The sequence below is a fragment of the Priestia sp. YIM B13491 genome, from assembly GCF_042787605.1.
GTDB lineage: Bacteria > Bacillota > Bacilli > Bacillales > Bacillaceae_H > Priestia > Priestia megaterium_E.
Window position 1 is genome coordinate 135,139 of record NZ_JBHZOR010000002.1, and the last position, 18,028, is coordinate 153,166.

Annotated in this window: 20 protein-coding genes; 2 read left to right on the forward strand and 18 right to left on the reverse strand. The window is 39.0% G+C overall.

Going from position 1 to position 18,028, the window contains the following annotated elements:
• Position 1: 1 nt before the first annotated feature.
• The 8 genes from panB to ACFX4E_RS06915 form a co-directional block, all read right to left on the reverse strand.
• Positions 2-835, reverse strand: coding sequence for a 3-methyl-2-oxobutanoate hydroxymethyltransferase (gene panB / locus ACFX4E_RS06880; RefSeq protein WP_377237700.1), 834 nt, complete (start codon positions 833-835; stop codon positions 2-4).
• A 272-nt stretch (positions 836-1,107) separates the two neighbouring features.
• The gene (locus ACFX4E_RS06885) at positions 1,108-2,097 is read right to left on the reverse strand and encodes a bifunctional biotin--[acetyl-CoA-carboxylase] synthetase/biotin operon repressor (RefSeq protein ID WP_028407962.1); all 990 of its coding nucleotides are present in this window, start codon (positions 2,095-2,097) and stop codon (positions 1,108-1,110) included.
• Entirely contained in the window at positions 2,082-3,275 is a 1,194-nt protein-coding gene (locus tag ACFX4E_RS06890) for a CCA tRNA nucleotidyltransferase (protein WP_028407961.1), read from the reverse strand. The genes ACFX4E_RS06885 and ACFX4E_RS06890 overlap by 16 nt, the downstream gene beginning before the upstream one ends.
• A 15-nt stretch (positions 3,276-3,290) precedes the next feature.
• The gene (gene bshA, locus ACFX4E_RS06895) at positions 3,291-4,418 is read right to left on the reverse strand and encodes an N-acetyl-alpha-D-glucosaminyl L-malate synthase BshA (RefSeq protein ID WP_028407960.1); all 1,128 of its coding nucleotides are present in this window, start codon (positions 4,416-4,418) and stop codon (positions 3,291-3,293) included.
• Positions 4,419-5,129 (reverse strand): bacillithiol biosynthesis deacetylase BshB1, encoded by a 711-nt coding sequence (gene bshB1, locus ACFX4E_RS06900; protein WP_016763451.1) that lies wholly within the window; start codon positions 5,127-5,129, stop codon positions 4,419-4,421. It abuts the gene before it with no gap.
• Positions 5,130-5,139: 10 nt separating this feature from the next.
• Positions 5,140-5,538, reverse strand: coding sequence for a methylglyoxal synthase (gene mgsA / locus ACFX4E_RS06905; RefSeq protein WP_013056092.1), 399 nt, complete (start codon positions 5,536-5,538; stop codon positions 5,140-5,142).
• 12 nt (positions 5,539-5,550) lie between these two features.
• Positions 5,551-6,351, reverse strand: coding sequence for a 4-hydroxy-tetrahydrodipicolinate reductase (gene dapB / locus ACFX4E_RS06910; protein WP_028414089.1), 801 nt, complete (start codon positions 6,349-6,351; stop codon positions 5,551-5,553).
• Positions 6,352-6,364: 13 nt separating this feature from the next.
• Entirely contained in the window at positions 6,365-6,694 is a 330-nt protein-coding gene (locus ACFX4E_RS06915; RefSeq protein ID WP_013056090.1) for a nucleotide pyrophosphohydrolase, read from the reverse strand.
• Positions 6,695-7,006: 312 nt separating this feature from the next.
• On the opposite strand from ACFX4E_RS06915, the gene ACFX4E_RS06920 reads away from it, so the two are divergent.
• A complete protein-coding gene (locus tag ACFX4E_RS06920) occupies positions 7,007-7,873 on the forward strand; it encodes a YitT family protein (RefSeq protein ID WP_013056089.1) in 867 nt (288 codons plus the stop codon).
• A 29-nt stretch (positions 7,874-7,902) separates the two neighbouring features.
• On the opposite strand, the gene ACFX4E_RS06925 is transcribed toward ACFX4E_RS06920, so the two are convergent.
• From ACFX4E_RS06925 to ACFX4E_RS06940, 4 genes are all read right to left on the reverse strand, one after another.
• Positions 7,903-8,580, reverse strand: coding sequence for a zinc metallopeptidase (locus ACFX4E_RS06925; protein ID WP_013056088.1), 678 nt, complete (start codon positions 8,578-8,580; stop codon positions 7,903-7,905).
• Between the two features lie 64 nt (positions 8,581-8,644).
• Positions 8,645-9,421 carry a sporulation protein YpjB gene (locus tag ACFX4E_RS06930; protein WP_098791211.1) on the reverse strand — a complete coding sequence of 259 codons (777 nt, stop codon included), beginning with the start codon at positions 9,419-9,421 and terminating at the stop codon, positions 8,645-8,647.
• 84 nt (positions 9,422-9,505) lie between these two features.
• Positions 9,506-10,522, reverse strand: coding sequence for a CAP domain-containing protein (locus ACFX4E_RS06935; protein ID WP_029325123.1), 1,017 nt, complete (start codon positions 10,520-10,522; stop codon positions 9,506-9,508).
• Positions 10,523-10,712: 190 nt separating this feature from the next.
• Positions 10,713-11,132: a CBS domain-containing protein gene (locus ACFX4E_RS06940; RefSeq protein ID WP_013056085.1), complete on the reverse strand. Its 420-nt coding sequence runs from the start codon at positions 11,130-11,132 to the stop codon at positions 10,713-10,715.
• A gap of 185 nt (positions 11,133-11,317) precedes the next feature.
• Between ACFX4E_RS06940 and ACFX4E_RS06945 the strand changes: the two genes are divergently transcribed.
• A complete protein-coding gene (locus tag ACFX4E_RS06945; RefSeq protein WP_013056084.1) occupies positions 11,318-11,677 on the forward strand; it encodes a YugN family protein in 360 nt (119 codons plus the stop codon).
• Positions 11,678-11,713: 36 nt separating this feature from the next.
• Here the strand turns inward: ACFX4E_RS06945 and ctaG are convergent, their stop codons facing one another.
• The 6 genes from ctaG to cyoE all read right to left on the reverse strand — a co-directional run bounded on the left by ctaG (position 11,714) and on the right by cyoE (position 17,698).
• A complete protein-coding gene (gene ctaG, locus ACFX4E_RS06950) occupies positions 11,714-12,652 on the reverse strand; it encodes a cytochrome c oxidase assembly factor CtaG (RefSeq protein ID WP_377237694.1) in 939 nt (312 codons plus the stop codon).
• A gap of 57 nt (positions 12,653-12,709) precedes the next feature.
• The gene (ctaF, locus tag ACFX4E_RS06955) at positions 12,710-13,042 is read right to left on the reverse strand and encodes a cytochrome c oxidase subunit IVB (protein WP_028407956.1); all 333 of its coding nucleotides are present in this window, start codon (positions 13,040-13,042) and stop codon (positions 12,710-12,712) included.
• 4 nt (positions 13,043-13,046) lie between these two features.
• Positions 13,047-13,667 (reverse strand): cytochrome c oxidase subunit III, encoded by a 621-nt coding sequence (gene ctaE, locus ACFX4E_RS06960; RefSeq protein WP_013056081.1) that lies wholly within the window; start codon positions 13,665-13,667, stop codon positions 13,047-13,049.
• Positions 13,667-15,532: a cytochrome c oxidase subunit I gene (ctaD, locus tag ACFX4E_RS06965; protein ID WP_013082312.1), complete on the reverse strand. Its 1,866-nt coding sequence runs from the start codon at positions 15,530-15,532 to the stop codon at positions 13,667-13,669. Before ctaD ends, ctaE begins: the two co-directional genes overlap by 1 nt.
• Positions 15,533-15,566: 34 nt before the next feature.
• Complete coding sequence (gene coxB, locus ACFX4E_RS06970) at positions 15,567-16,622, reverse strand: cytochrome c oxidase subunit II (protein WP_028407955.1); 1,056 nt, start codon at positions 16,620-16,622, stop codon at positions 15,567-15,569.
• A 137-nt stretch (positions 16,623-16,759) separates the two neighbouring features.
• Positions 16,760-17,698, reverse strand: coding sequence for a heme o synthase (gene cyoE, locus ACFX4E_RS06975; protein ID WP_060745783.1), 939 nt, complete (start codon positions 17,696-17,698; stop codon positions 16,760-16,762).
• Between the last annotated feature and the right edge of the window lie 330 nt (positions 17,699-18,028).

Consider the following 18,028-nt stretch of genomic DNA (forward strand, 5'->3'; position numbering starts at 1 on the left):
CTTATTTTCCTCCGTACAGTGCCGTTAACTGCTCTTCTTTCATTGAAAAAGTATGTGCTTCTTTCGGAAACTCTCTTTTTTTCACTTCACTTACATACTGAGAAAGCCCTTGTAAAATAGGCTCATTTATTTTCGCAAATGAATGAACGAATTTTGGCACACGCTCTACTCCGTACGTTAATACATCGTGGTATACAAGTACTTGACCATCCGTATCAGCTCCTGCTCCAATTCCGATTGTTGGAATGCTCAAGCGTTCAGCTACTTGTTTTGCTACTTGTTTAGGAACACATTCTAATACAACAGCAATAGCTCCCGCTTGCTCACACTTGATCGCGTCTTGGATTAGCTGTTTGGCTTCTTTTGCTTCTTTTCCCTGCACTTTATAACCGCCCAGGACACCGACAGACTGAGGTGTTAACCCGAGATGTGCAACAACCGGAATACCAGCTTGCGTCAATTCTGAAATTGTATAAAGAACATCCTTTGCACCTTCTACTTTTAAAGCATGAGCTCCGCTTTCCTGCATAATGCGAGCAGCATTTTTCATCGTGTCTTCTTTCGACACGTGATAGGACATAAATGGCATGTCGGTGACGATAAATGTATCAGCAGCTCCTCTTTTAACTGCTTTTGTATGATGAATCATATCATCTACCGTTACAGGAATCGTAGAGTCATATCCTAAAACGACCATTCCGAGAGAATCGCCTACTAAAATCATGTCTACGCCTGCTTCCTCAGCGTACTTAGCTGACGGATAATCGTACGCAGTCAGCATCACAATTGGTTCATTGTTCTGTTTCATACGTAAAAAATCTAATTTTGTTTTCACTAACTTTCTCCTCCTTCTCAGAGGAGATGAGCGCACGTCTGCACACAAAAAGTCCTTCTACCTATAAAAGGAAGAAGGACTTTGACAGACTTCATCTATAAAAAGCACACTTTACCTAATATGCTTACCTACGCGTCATCCCTCTGTCCTAGTCCTTAATGGATCAAGGCAGATTTATTGTCGTATTTAAAATAAAAAAACGAGTATCAAGTGAAGTTCTTGCGATACTACCTTGATACTCGTATTATAATAAAAATTTCTTTATTTTTCTACTATTTTTTAGCAGAGAGCTCAATATCTGCAGAATGAATTCGGTGTATAACTCCTTTATCATCTTCAATCAATAAAACACCTTCATCTGTTATACCTTTTGCAAAGCCTTCAATGTTGGCTGTCATCGTGCGTGCTATAATTCGCTTGCCAATACTGATCGCATATGTTTCCCAAAGAACTTTAATTAAACCAAAGCCATTTTTTAAGTATTCTTCGTAAAGGGTTTCTAACTTTAAGAAAAACGCTTGCATCAAAGCTGCACGATTAATTTCTTCACCTTTTTCAATACGTAAAGATGTGGCAATGTGTTTGATTTGTTCATTAAAATCCGTTTCCTGCTGATTCACATTGATGCCGATTCCAATGATGACCGAATGAATCCGGTCAAAATCAGCCTGCATTTCTGTTAAAATCCCAACTAGCTTCTTCCCATTTAATAAAACATCATTAGGCCATTTAATGTCTGGAGAAAGGTTCGTCACTTCTTGAATGGCCTGTACAACAGCCACTGCCGATAGTAGAGTCAGCTGAGGAGCCTGCTGCGGAGGGATAGAAGGACGCAGTATAATACTCATCCAGGCACCAGTATATTTTGGGGAATACCACGCTCTATCAAGTCTTCCTCTCCCTGCCGTTTGCTCTTCAGCAACTACAACCGTTCCTTCTTTTGCTCCTTCTTGAGCAATTCGATGAGCAATTTTTTGAGTAGAATGTACACTTTCCTCATAATGAATATACTGACCGATTTTTGTTGTTTGGAGCCCTAATAAAAGCTCGTTGCTGCTTACTTTGTTCGGCTTCCCTACAATGCGATAGCCTTTTTTACGAACAGCTTCAAGTTCATAGCCGTCTTTTCGCAGCTCTTCGATATGCTTCCATACAGCTGTTCTTGAACAGCCTAATAAATCGCTGATCTTTTGGCCGGAGACATAGTCCCCATCTGCGTTCGTAAACATTTCAAGCAGCGTTCTTCTTATATCTGACTGCAAGACTGCACCCACTTTCTTATTGAAGATTTCGTGTTCATTAACTCATTGTATAGAACTTTCTCCTCAATTTCTTTTAACAGTTGAGACACCCATGGACCACCCTTTTTACCTGTCCACACTAAAAGATCTTGACCATTTATATCTAAATCTTTTAAAGAATGAATAGGCAGCTCGCTATAGATGTAAAGAAGCTCATGTTCATTCATATGCTCATTGCTTCGAAGAAGTTGTAAAATACGATTCACGCTTACGCTGGCCTGCTCTCCAATTGTATACATGATGCGTTTTGACCATCCATTTTCCAAAACGTCTCGAAGACCAATAGACTGAAGCTGAATATCTTTAATTTGCTTATTAGATAATTTCCAGCTTTTAAAAAATGCCTGCTTGTCTTGAATGTCGAGTAGATGTACCAGAAGTGTCCATGACTCCGATACTCGCTGAAGCATCATCCAATCGTGTGCACAAACAGATCGGAATTTTTGCGGATCTACATTCAATTGGGGCAAGTAGCGATATAGCTCCGTATCTGCTACAAGTGCTAATGCTAAAGACGGACGCTTTCCGCTCAGCATTTTTTCGAATTCAACTGTAATACGTTCAATAGAAACATGCCTCAGCAGTTCACCGTATTGCTGAATGGCTCTTTTAGTTTGATCAGACAGCGAAAAAGCCAGCTGACTGACAAAGCGAACGGCTCTCATCATACGAAGAGCATCTTCATGAAAGCGTTCTTTAGCATTTCCGACAGTACGAATTAACTGGTTTCGTAAATCTTCTCTTCCATTAAATGGATCAATAATTTCCCCTTTTGCATTCATAGCCATTGCATTGATTGTAAAATCGCGACGCTGCAAATCTTCTATAAGAGACGAAATAAACGTAACGGACGAGGGACGACGAAAATCATCATATTCTCCCTCAGAGCGAAAAGTGGTTACCTCATAGGTCTCGTTCTCATGGACAACGACAACCGTACCATGCTCGATTCCTACATGAATCGTCTTAGGAAAGAGTTCCATCACTTGTTCAGGCCTAGCTGACGTAGCGATATCAATATCTCCAATCGTCCGATTTAAAATGAGATCCCGGACCGCTCCTCCAACAAAATACGCTTCGTAACCGGCTGTCTCCAGTTTTTCAATAATATAAAGCGGATGAATGAACGGTTCTTTCATAACGTCCTCCATTCTTCAACCCTGTACCAATTTATAATAAAGTTTTTCATATTGACTCACAATCTCTGTTGAATGAAATTTATGATTAACTGCGCTTAGAGACGCTTCCCTCATTTGGTGATGCAGCTGTTCATTTTCAAGTAGCTGAATTGCTTTGCTCGCTGCCTCTTCGACGTCTCCCACTTCGCAAATATATCCTGTTTTTTCGTGTTCAATTACTTCAGGAATTCCGCCTGTATTTGTTCCGATGCATGGAACACCGCAAGCCATAGCTTCTAAAAGTACAAGCCCAAAGCTTTCTTTTTCAGATAATAACAATTTTAAATCGCTAATCGAATATAATTCTGCTACATTTTCTTGTTTCCCAAGAAATAACACAGAATCTTGAAGATTTAGCTCTCTTACTAATTGAGACACAACCGTCATTTCAGGGCCGTCTCCTACAAGCAGCAGCTTAGACTGAAGCTTTTTATTAATAATAGCAAATGTTTTGACTATATCTGTAACTCGTTTGACTTGACGAAAGTTTGAAATATGAATAACGACTTTTTCATTTTCTAATATGCCATACTCCGCTTTTAAATACTGAACTTCTTTTTTATGATAAACTCGTTCATCAATAAAATTATACATCGTTTCAATTTCTTTATCTGGACTAATTAAATGGTGAGTTTGATCAACAAGTGACTGAGATACAGCCGTCACTGCATCTGATTTCTCAATTCCAAATTTAATTAAATCTTTTAACGATGGATCCTCTCCTAGAACCGTAATATCTGTCCCATGAAGAGTCGTCACAATTTTCACTTCGTGCTCCACCATTTGTTTAGCTAAAATCCCGCAAACGGCGTGGGGGATTGCATAGTGCGTATGAATAATGTCAAGCTTTTCTCTTTTAGCCACTTCAGCCATTTTACTGGATAAAGCAAGATCATACGGAGGGTATTTAAAGACGGAGTACTGATTTACATCTACTTCGTGAAAATAAATATTTGGATATACTTTCGTCAATCTAAAAGGCATGCTAGAGGAAATAAAATGAATTTCGTGCCCCTTTTCAGCCAGCAGCTTCCCTAGCTCCGTTGCTACCACTCCTGAACCTCCAACGGAAGCATAACATGTAATACCAATTTTTAACTTCATTTATTTTCCACCTACTAAATCGTCGTACATCAAAATCGGTTTTTTAGATAAAAAACCTTCACCGTATGCTACCCCGACTTCTTTGCCAAATAATCGCTCTCTGCTCTCTACCGTTTCAATATATCCGTTTACCAGCGGCGTATCAAACGTATCTGCTGTTTTTATAAATTGACTTTCATAAGCCTCTAGACTAGCTACTTTCTTTTGAAACGTGCTTGATACATCTACAATAAAATCTGGCTTATGAAATCCATTTATCATATAGAAATAAAGAGACTCAGCACGATGAGCTTTTTGCTTTTTATAATCGATATAATTTTTAACGCCAGCGGAAAACATGGCCTCTTCTACAAGCTTTGCACAATTTCCATGATCAGGATGACGATCTTCAAAGTAAGGAGCAAATATAATCCTTGGTTGATACGTGCGAATAACTGATGCAATTTCAGCTATATACTCTGCCTTTAAAACCAAACCTCTGTCTGGCAAATGCAGATGAATTCGCTCATGAACACCTAAGACATCAGCAGCTTTGGACGCTTCTTGTTTTCGAATTTCAACCGTTCCATTTGAAGAAAGTTCAGCTTGCGTCAAATCGCAAATAACTACCTTCAAACCTTGTTCACTCATTCTTGCAATGGTTCCACCCATGCCGATTTCTACATCATCGGCATGAGCACCAAAGGCAAGGATATCTATTGTTTCTTTCATTATCTTCACCCTATTTTTTTATAATTGAACGCCAATGCAAATCGCCTCGTTCAAGTCCATGAATTAAAATCTCTGCTGTTCCCATATTCGTTGCAAGAGGAACCGCATAGACGTCACAGAGACGCATCAGAGCTGAAATATCAGGTTCATGAGGCTGAGCTGTTAATGGATCGCGGAAAAAAATAACCATATCCATTTCATTTTGAGCAATTAAAGCTCCTATCTCCTGATCTCCTCCAAGGGGTCCTGATTGAAAGCGGTGAACCTTCAAACCTGTTGCTTCTGAAATACGCGTTCCTGTTGTTCCTGTTGCGAACAGCGAATGTTCCTGTAAAATCGCTTGATAGGCTGTTGTGAATTGTACCATATCATTTTTCTTTTTATCATGTGCAATTAAGGCGATTTTCATTTTTCTCGCTCCTTAGTCAATAATATTTTCTAACCCATATACAAGTGTGTCTACGTTCATAACTGTGTCAACAGCTAGCTTCACACCTGACATAAAAGAAGCACGGTTGTATGAATCATGACGGATTTTTAATGTTTGTCCAAATCCTCCGAACATCACTTCTTGGTGAGCAATCAGCCCTGGCAGGCGTACGCTATGTAGACGGATTCCTTCATAATCTGCACCGCGCGCCCCTTCTAGTAATTCTTTTTCATCAGGATGACCTTGTTTTTTTGCTTCACGAACTTCACTGATAAGCTCCGCTGTTTTTAAGCCTGTTCCTGATGGTGCATCTAACTTTTGATCGTGATGCATTTCAATAATCTCAACATCATCAAAGTATTTAGCTGCCATTTGTGAAAACTTCATCATTAAAATCGCGCCAATCGCAAAATTAGGTGCAATGATACAGCCAAGTTCCTTCTCTTCAGCAAGCTGCTTTAATTCTTTTAAATCTTCTTCTGAAAAGCCAGTTGTTCCTACAACAGGTCTTACTCCATATGTTAGGGCTGTTTTAGTATGAACGCGCCCAATTTCAGGTGTTGTCAAATCAACTAAAACATCTGCCTTAACGTCTTGAAAACATTTTTCAATATCCGTGTAGATTGGCGCTTGTACATTTGGCATTCCTTCAATATCACTTATGTATTTTCCTTCATTGATACGATCTACCGCTGCTACTAATTCAAAATGCTCTGTTTCTTCTATTAATAATACAGCTTCTTTTCCCATACGACCTCTTGGTCCTGCAAGTACAATTCGAATTTTGTCCATTGTTTTTCTCTCCTTAGTCTTCTTTTTTCGTCCAGCGATCTTTGTCACGCGTATTAAATTTATTCATAACGCGATCATGCGCTTCTTGTAAATCAATATTTAATGAATTTGCAAAGCAAATTAATACAAATAAAATGTCGCCCATTTCTTCTTCGACCGTACGTTCTGCTTCAGTCGTTTTCTTCGGCTTTTCACCATAATAGTGGTTAATTTCGCGCGATAATTCGCCTACTTCTTCCGACATTCGCGCAAGCATAGCAAGAGGACTAAAATATCCTTCTTTAAATTGGCTAATATATGCATCAACTTCTTGCTGCATTTGCTCCATCGTTTTTTTTGACATCTTTTTATTTCACCTCTTTTAGAAGTACACTCAGCTTACTATTATAACATCTTTACTTCAAATTATTTAGTGTAATTACTTCTTCTTACCAAGCCTTTATCAGATGCTCTTTCACAATATTCCTCACGTTTCCCTTAATTCTCAAAAATCTGTCTATATTTTACGAATTGAGGATACTACTAATACATAGCACTAGAAGAAACATCATCACTTTTTACTATTTTCAAAAATCTTTTCGATAGTTATTTACGAAATGAAATATATTCCTTTATGATAAGGTAGTGCAAAAACGGTCATAGGAGGTTTGTAAGTATGAAAGGTCTCAGATTTAAAAATATTATTTTTATACTGCTTGGTGCTGCCATATTTGCGTTTGGACTTGTTAATTTTAACATGCAAAACAATTTAGCTGAAGGTGGATTCACAGGCATTACCCTGCTTTTATTTTTCTTATTTAACATTGATCCCTCTTATTCTAACTTAGTGTTAAATATTCCTTTGTTTTTTGTAGGGTGGAAACTATTAGGGAGAACAGCATTTATTTATACCATGCTCGGAGTCGTCAGCTTATCGCTATTTTTATGGATATTCCAGCGCTTCCCGGTGAATATGCCCCTGCGTCATGATATGACTCTAGCAGCTCTTTTTGCCGGTGTTTTTATTGGAGTGGGCCTTGGCATTATTTTCAGGTTTGGAGGGACAACTGGAGGAGTCGATATCATCGCACGTGTTGTTCAAAAATATATCGGGTGGAATATGGGGAAAACGATGTTTCTTTTTGACTTTATTGTGATTAGTGCATCTCTCATTTATTTATCCTACCGAGAAGCTATGTACACACTTGTTGCAGTCTTTGTCGCTGCACGGGTTATTGACTTTATGCAAGACGGCGCGTATGCCGCTAAAGGAGCAACGATCATTTCAAATCATAACGAAGCCATATCGGATAAAATTATGAAAGAAATGGATCGAGGCGTGACGATTTTAAAAGGCCAAGGTTCTTTTTCTAAGCAAGATACTAACGTGCTATACTGCGTGGTTAGTAAAAATGAAATTTTCCGTTTAAAGCAAGTTATTACTTCTGTAGATCCACACGCATTCGTTGCAGTTACGGATGTTCATGATGTCTTAGGCGAAGGCTTTACCCTTGATGAAAATAAAAAACCGCTTGAAAGATAAAAAAATACCGCTAATGCGGTATTTTTTTATTAGTCGTCGTTATTCATTCCTGTATAAATCATGATTAAACGAACCAACTCAAGAACTGCTACTGCTGCAGCTGCTACGTATGTTAAAGCCGCTGCGTTAAGCACTTTGCGCGTCTCGCGCTCTTCGTCATTTCGAATCGCTCCGACTGAGACGATTTGCGTCATCGCTCGGCTTGAAGCGTTAAATTCAACAGGCAGTGTTACAACTTGGAATACGACCGCTGCTGCCATGAATATAATACCTAACAATAGCAACGGCTTAATCGACGCGATAATTCCAATCATAATTAAAATCCAAGAAGCGTTTGATCCAAGGCTTGCCACCGGCACAAGCGAGTGGCGAAGACGTAAAAACGAATAGTTTTCTTTGTCTTGAATCGCGTGTCCCACTTCGTGAGCCGCAACGGCAGCGCCTGCGACAGACGTTCCGTAATAGTTGTCTTCTGACAAACGAATGACTTTTGAACGAGGATCATAGTGATCTGATAAAAATCCGCCTACAGGCTCTACGTGAACGTTGTACAACCCGTTTTCATCCAAAATTTTTCTTGCTACTTCTGCGCCTGTCATTCCTGATGAGTTGCTTACTTGTGAATATTTTTTGTAAGCACTTCTCACCTTAAACTGTGCCCAAATTGGCACAAGGATAATAATGAGAAAATAAATCAAAAAGCTCATTTACCCACACCTTTCATTATGTGTTTGACTACTCTTTTATTTTAGACAATTCTGCGCTTTTACGTCAATCATTACGCCCTCTAGCTGACTTTCTTTTCTGATCAGCGAAATATTTTCGCGCTCCTACATAAAAAAGTGTAGCAATAATAATACTTCCGGTGGTAATTGTAACCCAAATAAAAGACGGGTCTGTACGATTTACTTTTACTTGTTCAAAAAAATCTTTCAAGTTTTGTTCCATTTGGTTAAACTGCTCATCGTTAATCTCACTTAGCGTTCCTTCAGTTTGTAAAAAGTGAACGTCCGCGCTCACACGCTGTACGTAGGGAGACGACACGTCTACCTGCGCGCTCGGTAAGATCATATCATATTCCTTCAAAAATTGCTTAAGCTGCGCTTCATAAGCCGCTTGTTCTCCTTTTACCGCTTCATTTCGCATCTCTTTAAATGTTGCTAGCATACTGCCTTCAAGCTCAGTCCACATAGGCTGATGCTTGCTGTGCAGCGCATCGACTAATAATCGAAATTGAGTAGCTTTTTGAAGACGTTCTTCATCACTGGAATCAGAAGATAAAAGAGACCTTTCTACCTGTTCATAACAAAGAGTTAAAATACGTATATCTTCGGCCGATACGCCCAAAGAAGCTGTATTGAGACTGGTAAATTCATTCGAAAAGTTTCTGAACAAATGTTGGGCTGCTTTATACTCCTTTTGCTCTACAAGCGATAGCGTTTGATCAGATAAGTTATCAAGCTTTTCCCACTGCCCTTCAGCTGCATGTACAGTAGTCGTATATGCAAAGAAAAGTACGAGCAATATTCCTACTATTCTTCCTTTCATTCTCGTCCCTCCTCTAACCTCTACTAAAACTTATGAGAAAGAGGACAAGAGTAGACCTATTTTCAAAAGGAAGTTTTAAACTTACTATTCATTCATGGGAGTGATAAAGTTTTGCGTATAATATTTCTCATATACACCTACACCAAGACGCGTAAACTCTTTATTGAGTAAAGCCTTACGATGTCCCTCACTATTAAGCCACCCTTCAACAGCAGCGATTCCATCCTGATAATTCGAGGCAATATTTTCGCCCGCGATACGGTATACTACATCACCTTTTTGCAGACGGTTGCCTAAATCACCTTGTGCTGGTGAAACGTGAGAGAAATAGTTTAAGTCGCTCATTTCTTTGCTGTGTAAATAAGCTACTCCGGCAGTGGCTTCGTCCCAAGCTAAAGGTGACAGCTGAAACCGGTCTCGAATTACATTTGTAATATCGATAATTTGCTGCTCTTCTCCTTCTTGGACACTTTTCCACTCCTCCGATGTCAATGACGGAGCTGTGGGAAGCTCGCCGCGATAAACAATTTCGTATGGACGCTGTTTTAATAGCGTGTCCATGTCCATAATTCGAATACTTGAGATTGTATTAAGGAACTGATCAAAATATAGTTGGACGTATACATCTCCATATTTAATAATGGGACGCATTTTCATATCCTCTTCACTCAGACGAAATCGGTATTCATTTCCGTCTTTTTGAAGCGTGAGTTCGGATGAAAGTGAAACTCTTTTTTCTACTTCCTCTCGCTTCTCACCAATCTCAAAAGGATCTGTATTTGTTTTTGAGCCAATGACGTATACAGATACGACTTGATTATTTTCTACTCCTACCTGCGCATACGTTTGACGATTCTTTTTGTAAATCCACCAGTCATAGCCATATGCAGAAGAATCAATACGATCCGGCTCTCCAAGCATTCCAATTAACTGTTCTGAATGATCTCCAATGAGTCTCATCATATTTTCACTTTGTTTTTCATAAGAAGCCACTTCTTGTGTGGGCTGACTTTTGGAATCCGTTTGGTTTTGCTCAATATTTTGACCCGTTAGATATTTTTCTAGCTGAGGTAAATAATCCTCCGCGTATACAAATGCCACTATTAATACGAGAATAAAAATAACTTTTTTCAGCTTTTCTTCCTCTCCTTACACCTGTTTTCTTTACCTGTTTAACTTATTTTTATCTCTATTATACATGCATTCAAAAAAAAATAGCTATCGGTATGAAGGAAACAAAAGAAAAAGCCAACTATTTACGAGTATACTGCAAACAGTTGACTTTCGCTTTTTAATGCGTTTGTTGTGAAATGTCTGAGAGCGCTTCTCCTGCACGTTCATTTGCATAGCGAAACGTTGATAAATCACCTAGCGATACAATCCCTACTAGCTTTTGATTTTCCACAACGGGAAGACGACGGATTTGATGTTGAGCCATAAGCTTAGAAGCTTCTTCTACAGAGGCTTCCGCTGTAATAGTTATAAGCTCTTCACTCATAACATCCGTTACTTTACTTGAATTCGGCTTCTTTTCTGCAATGCCTTTTATAACTAAGTCTCGATCTGTAATCATTCCTACTAGCTGATCTCTATCGACAATTGGAATTGCTCCTACATTCCATTCCTTCATTTTCACTGCTACTTCATATACGTTATCAAGCGTGGTGCATGTTTCCGTATCAGCTGTCATTACCTCTTGTACAGTTTTCATTGTTTTATCCTCCTTTACATCGTGTGCTCGTTTTATAGTGTGACCAACTTTTTAGTAAACTTTCGTATTTAAAACGTTTAAATAAAAATAGATAACGTTTACATTTTTCTTTATTAGATATTGCAAGTTTTATCCATTCGGCTTATGATTTAATTGGGGTATATCTGTTTTGGGAGGGAGTTCATATGAAATTTGAATATGCAAAATTTGATTCATTAAAGGTTGATTTAGATTTATTAGATGAGATTATGCATCAATTTGGTCTGGTCCGCGCCGGACAATGGGATTATGAACGCGTCACGTACGATCGAAAATTCGAGTTTCAGCGAGATACCTTCTATTTGCGAGTCCAAGGACATGCTATTTCAGGCGACGTAGGGGGCAGGCATGCTGTTATTCATCTTATGACACCTCTACTAGGCAAACATTATTATCCTCACGGTGTAGAATATGGAGACGGCGAATATTTTCCGCCATCCCTTGTAGAACAGTGTGAAAAGATATTAACACAAATCAAATCACAGCTTGAAACCGTTCAGCTATAGAATTAGAAAAAGCGCAGTAATTACACTGCGCTTTTTTTAATTCAAAGGAGGAGTAGATGGAATCTCCTTTGCTTTTATATCTTGACGTTCACTAAAATCAGGCATGTACGTATCTTTCTCTCGCTCTTTTCGAGCCCACTGAAAAAAAATAAAGCCTAAAACCGTTCCATACACAATTTCTTGAATGATCTTCATAATAACGCCGCCTAGCTGCTGATCTTCCACGGGCGGCAGCGTATTAAACATCTCGGGAGCAAGCTGTCCTAAACTTGCAATCATAGAAGGCGGTACACAAAGGGAAAGAGCTTGTACCCAAGCGCTTGAGTCTGTATACGTTGCATATAAAGAATGATTTGCAAAAATAATTAACGCGCACGCTGGAGTAAGGAGTACGCCATCTGCAAAAATATAGCCAAGCTTTTTTAAAGAACTTAGCGTTTGTTCTTCTTCTAGCTGATTAACGAGTGGCCACCACATGCAAAATGCAGCGATAAATAATACAACACTCACAATTCCGTGGAGCATCATATCCGTTTTAATAAAATCAAAAAGCAGCGGAATATGATACAAAGAAAATAACCCATTGAATAACAGTAGCGCAATTAAGGGCTTTGTAAAGAATTTAAAAATAGGTTTAACCCCTCTTACATAAATAACAGAACGAGCTAACCACGGCGGAATTCCTAAAATAAAAAGCGGAGGAATCACCAAGTAAACGATTGCCATTTGCGTCATATGAGCACTAAACATAAAGTGCCCCAGTAAATCTACAGGTCCTCCTTTACATATATATAAAAGAATCACGCTAATAACAAAATACGCTTTTGTTTTTCTGTTTACGGCCACCGCTCCTATAAAATTCTCTCTCCATCTCCCAACGATGAAAAAATACAATACAGTCACCAGACAAATGGTTAAAAAATAATAAGGACTCCAAAGTGCTTCAAAACCAAACATCTGCAAATTGTTAATCAACGTCTATTCCTCCTTCTACAGATGATGAAAAGGACTGGCGCATGCCAGCCCTTTTCTTTACCACCAAATAATGGTTACAAAAGCTAAAATGGTTAAAAGAGCTACCAATACGCCTGAATACAAGAAAAATGCTGGTATGGTATGTCCTTTGTGGTTCATATGCATGAAATAATAAAGTTGAAAGATGACTTGAACAACGGCCAAGAGCACAATCACCGGCATAATGTACCATCCGCTAAACTCTTGATAAACCGCAAAAAAAGCAATTAGCGTTAGAAATAACATCATCGCAAAAGAAATAACTTGCATCTTCATATCTTCTGCGTTTCTTTTTTTACGATAATCTAAATTGAGCCTTGGGTTATCTGAGTTTGATTGATTTGTCGTCATCAGCTTATCCCACCATTCCCATTAAATATACAACCGTGAAAATAAAGACCCACACAACATCGATAAAGTGCCAGTATAAACTTGCGACATAATATTTAGGAGCGTTATATAAGTTTAACCCCCGCTTCGCATTTCGAATCATCAAAGAACCAATCCAAAGCAATCCGAACGTTACGTGAGCTCCGTGTGTCCCAACCAGCGCGTAGAAAGAAGAACCGAATGCGCTGCTTGTAAACGTATGGCCTTCATGAACATAATGCCTGAACTCATAAATTTCTAGCCCTAAAAACGCTAAACCTAAAAGCCACGTAACGCCTAACCATAGCTGCATCTTTTTAAATTCAAAATTTTTCATATGATACATAGCATATACGCTTGTTAGTGAACTTGTTAATAAAATCATGGTGGCTGCAAAAACAAGCTTAATATCAAACAATTCTTCTGGCTTAGGTCCTGACATCGTTGAATTACGTAAAGCTAAATAAGTAGCAAAAAGTGAAGCAAACAAAACCGTCTCTCCGCCTAAAAAGAGCCAAAAGCCAGTAAATTTATTTTTCCCTTCAAGCGTTGCTTTTTCAGGCGAAGCAGGGAAAGTTTCAGCAGTTAGCTTTTGTTCAGTCTCCATTACATCTTCGCCTCCTTGTCATCATCAACTAAGTCTTCTTTGTGAATATGAAAGCCGTGATCATCAATCCATGAACGGAAGAACATCGATAAAAACATGACGATCATTCCGATAATCCCTACAATATCTCCCCACGCATGATCATTTCGATACAAAAAGCCAATCCCTGCAATAAACATTCCAAGCGATATCATAAATGGAATAAACGACGAGTTTGGCATATGAATATCACCAAGAGGTTCGGCTGGCGTCATTTCTTTATTTCCTGCCATTTTTTCAATCCAATATGCATCTAACCCGCGTACAAGCGGTGTTTGTTTAAAGTTATACTCTGGAGGCGGAGATGAAATAGCCCATTCTAATGTACGTCCGTCTCCCCAAGGGTCTCCTCCTACCTTTTGTCCTTTGGCAGTTGTTTTTATAATATTAACCAGTAAAATGAGCGTAGCAACCGCCATGAAAGCAGCTCCTGATGAACTGATTGCATTCCCAAGGTCGAGACCTTGATTAGGCAAGAACGTCCATACGCGGCGAGGCATCCCCATTAGGCCTAAGAAATGCTGAATAAAGAACGTTAAATGGAAACCAATCAAAAAGAGCCAAAACGTTGCTTTGCTTAACTTTTCATCTAACATCTTCCCAAACATTTTTGGCCACCAGTATGTGACACCTGCTAATATAGCGTATACGACACCGCCTACGATAACGTAATGGAAGTGAGCAACGATAAAATAAGAATCTTGAAATTGATAATCTGCAGGTGCTACAGCTGCCATAACTCCTGTTACTCCCCCGATAACAAATGATGGAATAAAGGCGACAGCATACAGCATTGGAGAAGTAAACTCAATACTTCCTCCCCAAAGCGTAAACAGCCAGTTGAAAATTTTAATTCCAGTTGGAACGGCTATAGCCATCGTAGCGACAGCAAAAATGGCATTTGCAATTGGACCAAGTCCGGTTGTGAACATGTGGTGAGCCCACACCATGAACCCTAAAAATCCGATTAATACGGTGGCAAAAACCATCGACGAGTACCCGAATAATCTCTTTCTTGAAAAAGTAGGTAAAATTTCAGAGAAAACACCAAACGCTGGAAGAATTAAAATATATACTTCCGGATGACCGAATATCCAGAAAAGATGTTCCCAGATAATGGTGTTCCCACCCATTGTGGCGTCAAAAAAGTTTCCCCCGAATAAGCGGTCAAAAATCATTAAAAACAATCCAACCGTTAGTGCTGGAAACGCAAACAAAATAAGAGCTGATGCAACAAACGTCGTCCACGTAAACAGCGGCATACGCATATAAGTCATACCTGGCGCCCTCATGTTAATGATGGTCACGAGAAAGTTGATACCTGAAATCAATGTCCCGGCTCCGGAAATCTGCAAACCTATCGCATAAAAATCAATTCCGTGACCAGGTGATGCAATAGACAGCGAAGCATATGATGTCCAACCTGCATCAGGTGCTCCTCCTAAAAACCAGCTTAGATTTAAAAAGAGTCCCCCAAAGGCAAACAACCAAAAACCTAACAAATTTAAAAATGGAAATGCTACATCTCGAGCTCCAATTTGCAGTGGAACAACTGCATTCATCATGGCAAAAAGAAGCGGCATTGCGGCTAAGAAAATCATTGTTGTTCCATGCATTGTTAAAATTTCGTTATACGTTCCTGCACTGACAAAGTCATTGCTTGGTATAGCCAGCTGAATACGTATAAATAGCGCTTCCACTCCTCCGACTAGAAAAAAGATACCGCCGGCAATTAAATAAAGAATGGCGATTTTCTTATGGTCAACGGTTGTCATAAAGTCCCAAATTGTTCCACCTACACCCTTCTTTTGACTGAGTGTACTCATCGCTAAACCTCCCCTTTTAAAAACGACTGGACGTTTATTTTTCTTTTAAACTCATTAAATAGTCTGCTAGCTCATTCACTTGTTCATCTGTTAAGTCAGGATATGTACCACTCATCTTATTACCCGGCTTAACTTTTTCAGGGTCTTTTAACCATTTTTTGATATTTTCCTTGTTGTGAGGAAGCACTCCAGCTACACGCTCACGTTCAGAAAAACCGGCTAAGTTTGGTGCTTGACGGGCTTGCTCTGGACGATTATCTTTAACGTCAACAGCATGACATCCGATACAGCTTTCATTAAAGACCTCTTGACCAGCTTTTGCGGATGCTGTTTCTACATCAGGCTTTGCTTTTTTCAAATCTTTTGCCCACGTATCAAATTCACCGCTTGATACAGCCCGTACTTTAAAGTCCATAAGAGAATGAGATGGACCGCAAAGCTCAGCACATTTTCCGTAGAAAACCCCGTTAGCTTCCTTCGATTTTTCAGAATCAAACACTAGCCAGAATTTATTATCATTTTCTGTGTTAGCATCGAGCTTTCCTCCAACTGAAGGAATCCAGAATGAGTGCTTGACGTCAGAAGCTTTAATATTAAAGTAGACTTTTTTATCCGTTGGAACAACTAGATCTTGGGATGTAATAATTTTTTGATTAGGATACTCAAATTCCCACCAGTACAAGTTAGCACGCACATTTACTACGACAGCATCTTTGTCCTTCATTCCTTTTACGTCCGCTAGCTTAAATGTTGAGATGACCGTTGGAACAGTCAAAATAATGAGCAGCAAGATAGGAATCACTGTCCATATAATTTCTAACTTTCTGCTTCCTTCCACTTGCTTTGGAATCACGTTTTCTTCGCCTTTACGACGACGAAAGCGCAGAATAACAAATATAAAGATAATGGTGACCACAATAATAACTAAAACCATGATGGCTGTACTAAGAAGCATAAGCGAATATTGTTCTTCAGCTACCTCACCTGCAGGCTTAAGTGTTGACAAAAACGGTTTTCCACAGGCCGATAACACGAATGCAAGCAGCGTAAATAACGACAAAACACGAAAGTTCAATCGCCATTTTTTCATACCATTCCCCAACCTCTCTTTCATTGACGTGATTTCATCTATGCCCTCTTGAGCATAAAACTTATTCCTTCTATAATGAATTCTACATGTAGAAGAAATCCCCCTTGTGCAGTGTCGCATTCAGTGAAAGATTTTATCTAGGCAAAAAGCGTTGCGACAATCATTGAGACAAATAAAATAGTTAAATAGTTTAGTGAGTAGACAAACATCATGCTAGCCCACTTTGTGTCTTCTTGTTTATTGTATTGAGCAAATCCTAAAAATAGCCATCCTATGTTTAAAACAGTGGCCAAAATTAGAAATGGAGTGCCTAATTCGTATAAATAAAGAGGTAATGGCAACAAACAAGCAATCCAAATGAGAATCTGTCGTTTTGTCAGCTCAAATCCGTGTACAACAGGCAACATAGGGATTCCCGCTGCCCGGTATTCTTCACATCTTCGCATAGCAAGAGCTAGAAAATGAGGCGGCTGCCAAATAAACATGATTAGAAATAATACCCAAGCTACTACATGTAAATTGGGATCGATAGCGGCCCATCCAATTAAAGGCGGAACAGCGCCTGATATACTTCCGATTACTGTATTAATTGTGTATAGTCTTTTGGACCACATGGTGTAAAGAACTACATATGTAAGTATTCCTGCTAATCCGATGAGAGCGGCTACGGAAGAAACAACTAGTAGCATAAGCAAGCCGGTTAACGTAAAACCGATTCCAATCCCAAGGACCGTCAAAGGTGCAAAACTCCCTGTCACTGTAGGTCGTCCCTTTGTTCGTTCCATTAGAGGGTCAATGTCACGATCTATGTAATTGTTCAAACTGCATGAACCGGCGATGATAAGTGAAGAACCTATTAAAGTAAAAAATGCTTTATCCAGGTTTTCTAAGAAGTGTTGTTCGTTGAAGAAAAGAGCTAGCCAAAAACCAGTAAAGGTGGTGATGAAATTTGAGTTGACTATTCCAATTTTAATCGTAGCTAAAAAATCTGACCAAACGGAACTATTTTCGCTTACATGAGCTGTGTTAGGCGATGCAGAAAGCGTTGAATCTTCCACCATTTTTGAATCTTCCATGGCGCTTCCTCCTTTACTCATCCACAGACTTTTATCTAGTAAATAAAGAGTCTATCAATGAAGGCGTTTTCAACATAATTTTACAAAAATCTCCTCTTTGTTCACAAAGAAGTCATATTCCTCTCACCAAAGCTACTTAAAAGCTTCACATGTAAACGATAAAATAGTAGAGAAATATCTATTTCTCATGTTTATTAAACCATATTTTGCCGTTACTTTGTGAAGAATTCATGAAAAAAATATGGATTTTTTTTGTCATGAGCTAAATGCATGTCCCTGTCACTTGTTAAAAGATATTTGTGCAAGTAAAATAGTTTTCTGTACGGTACC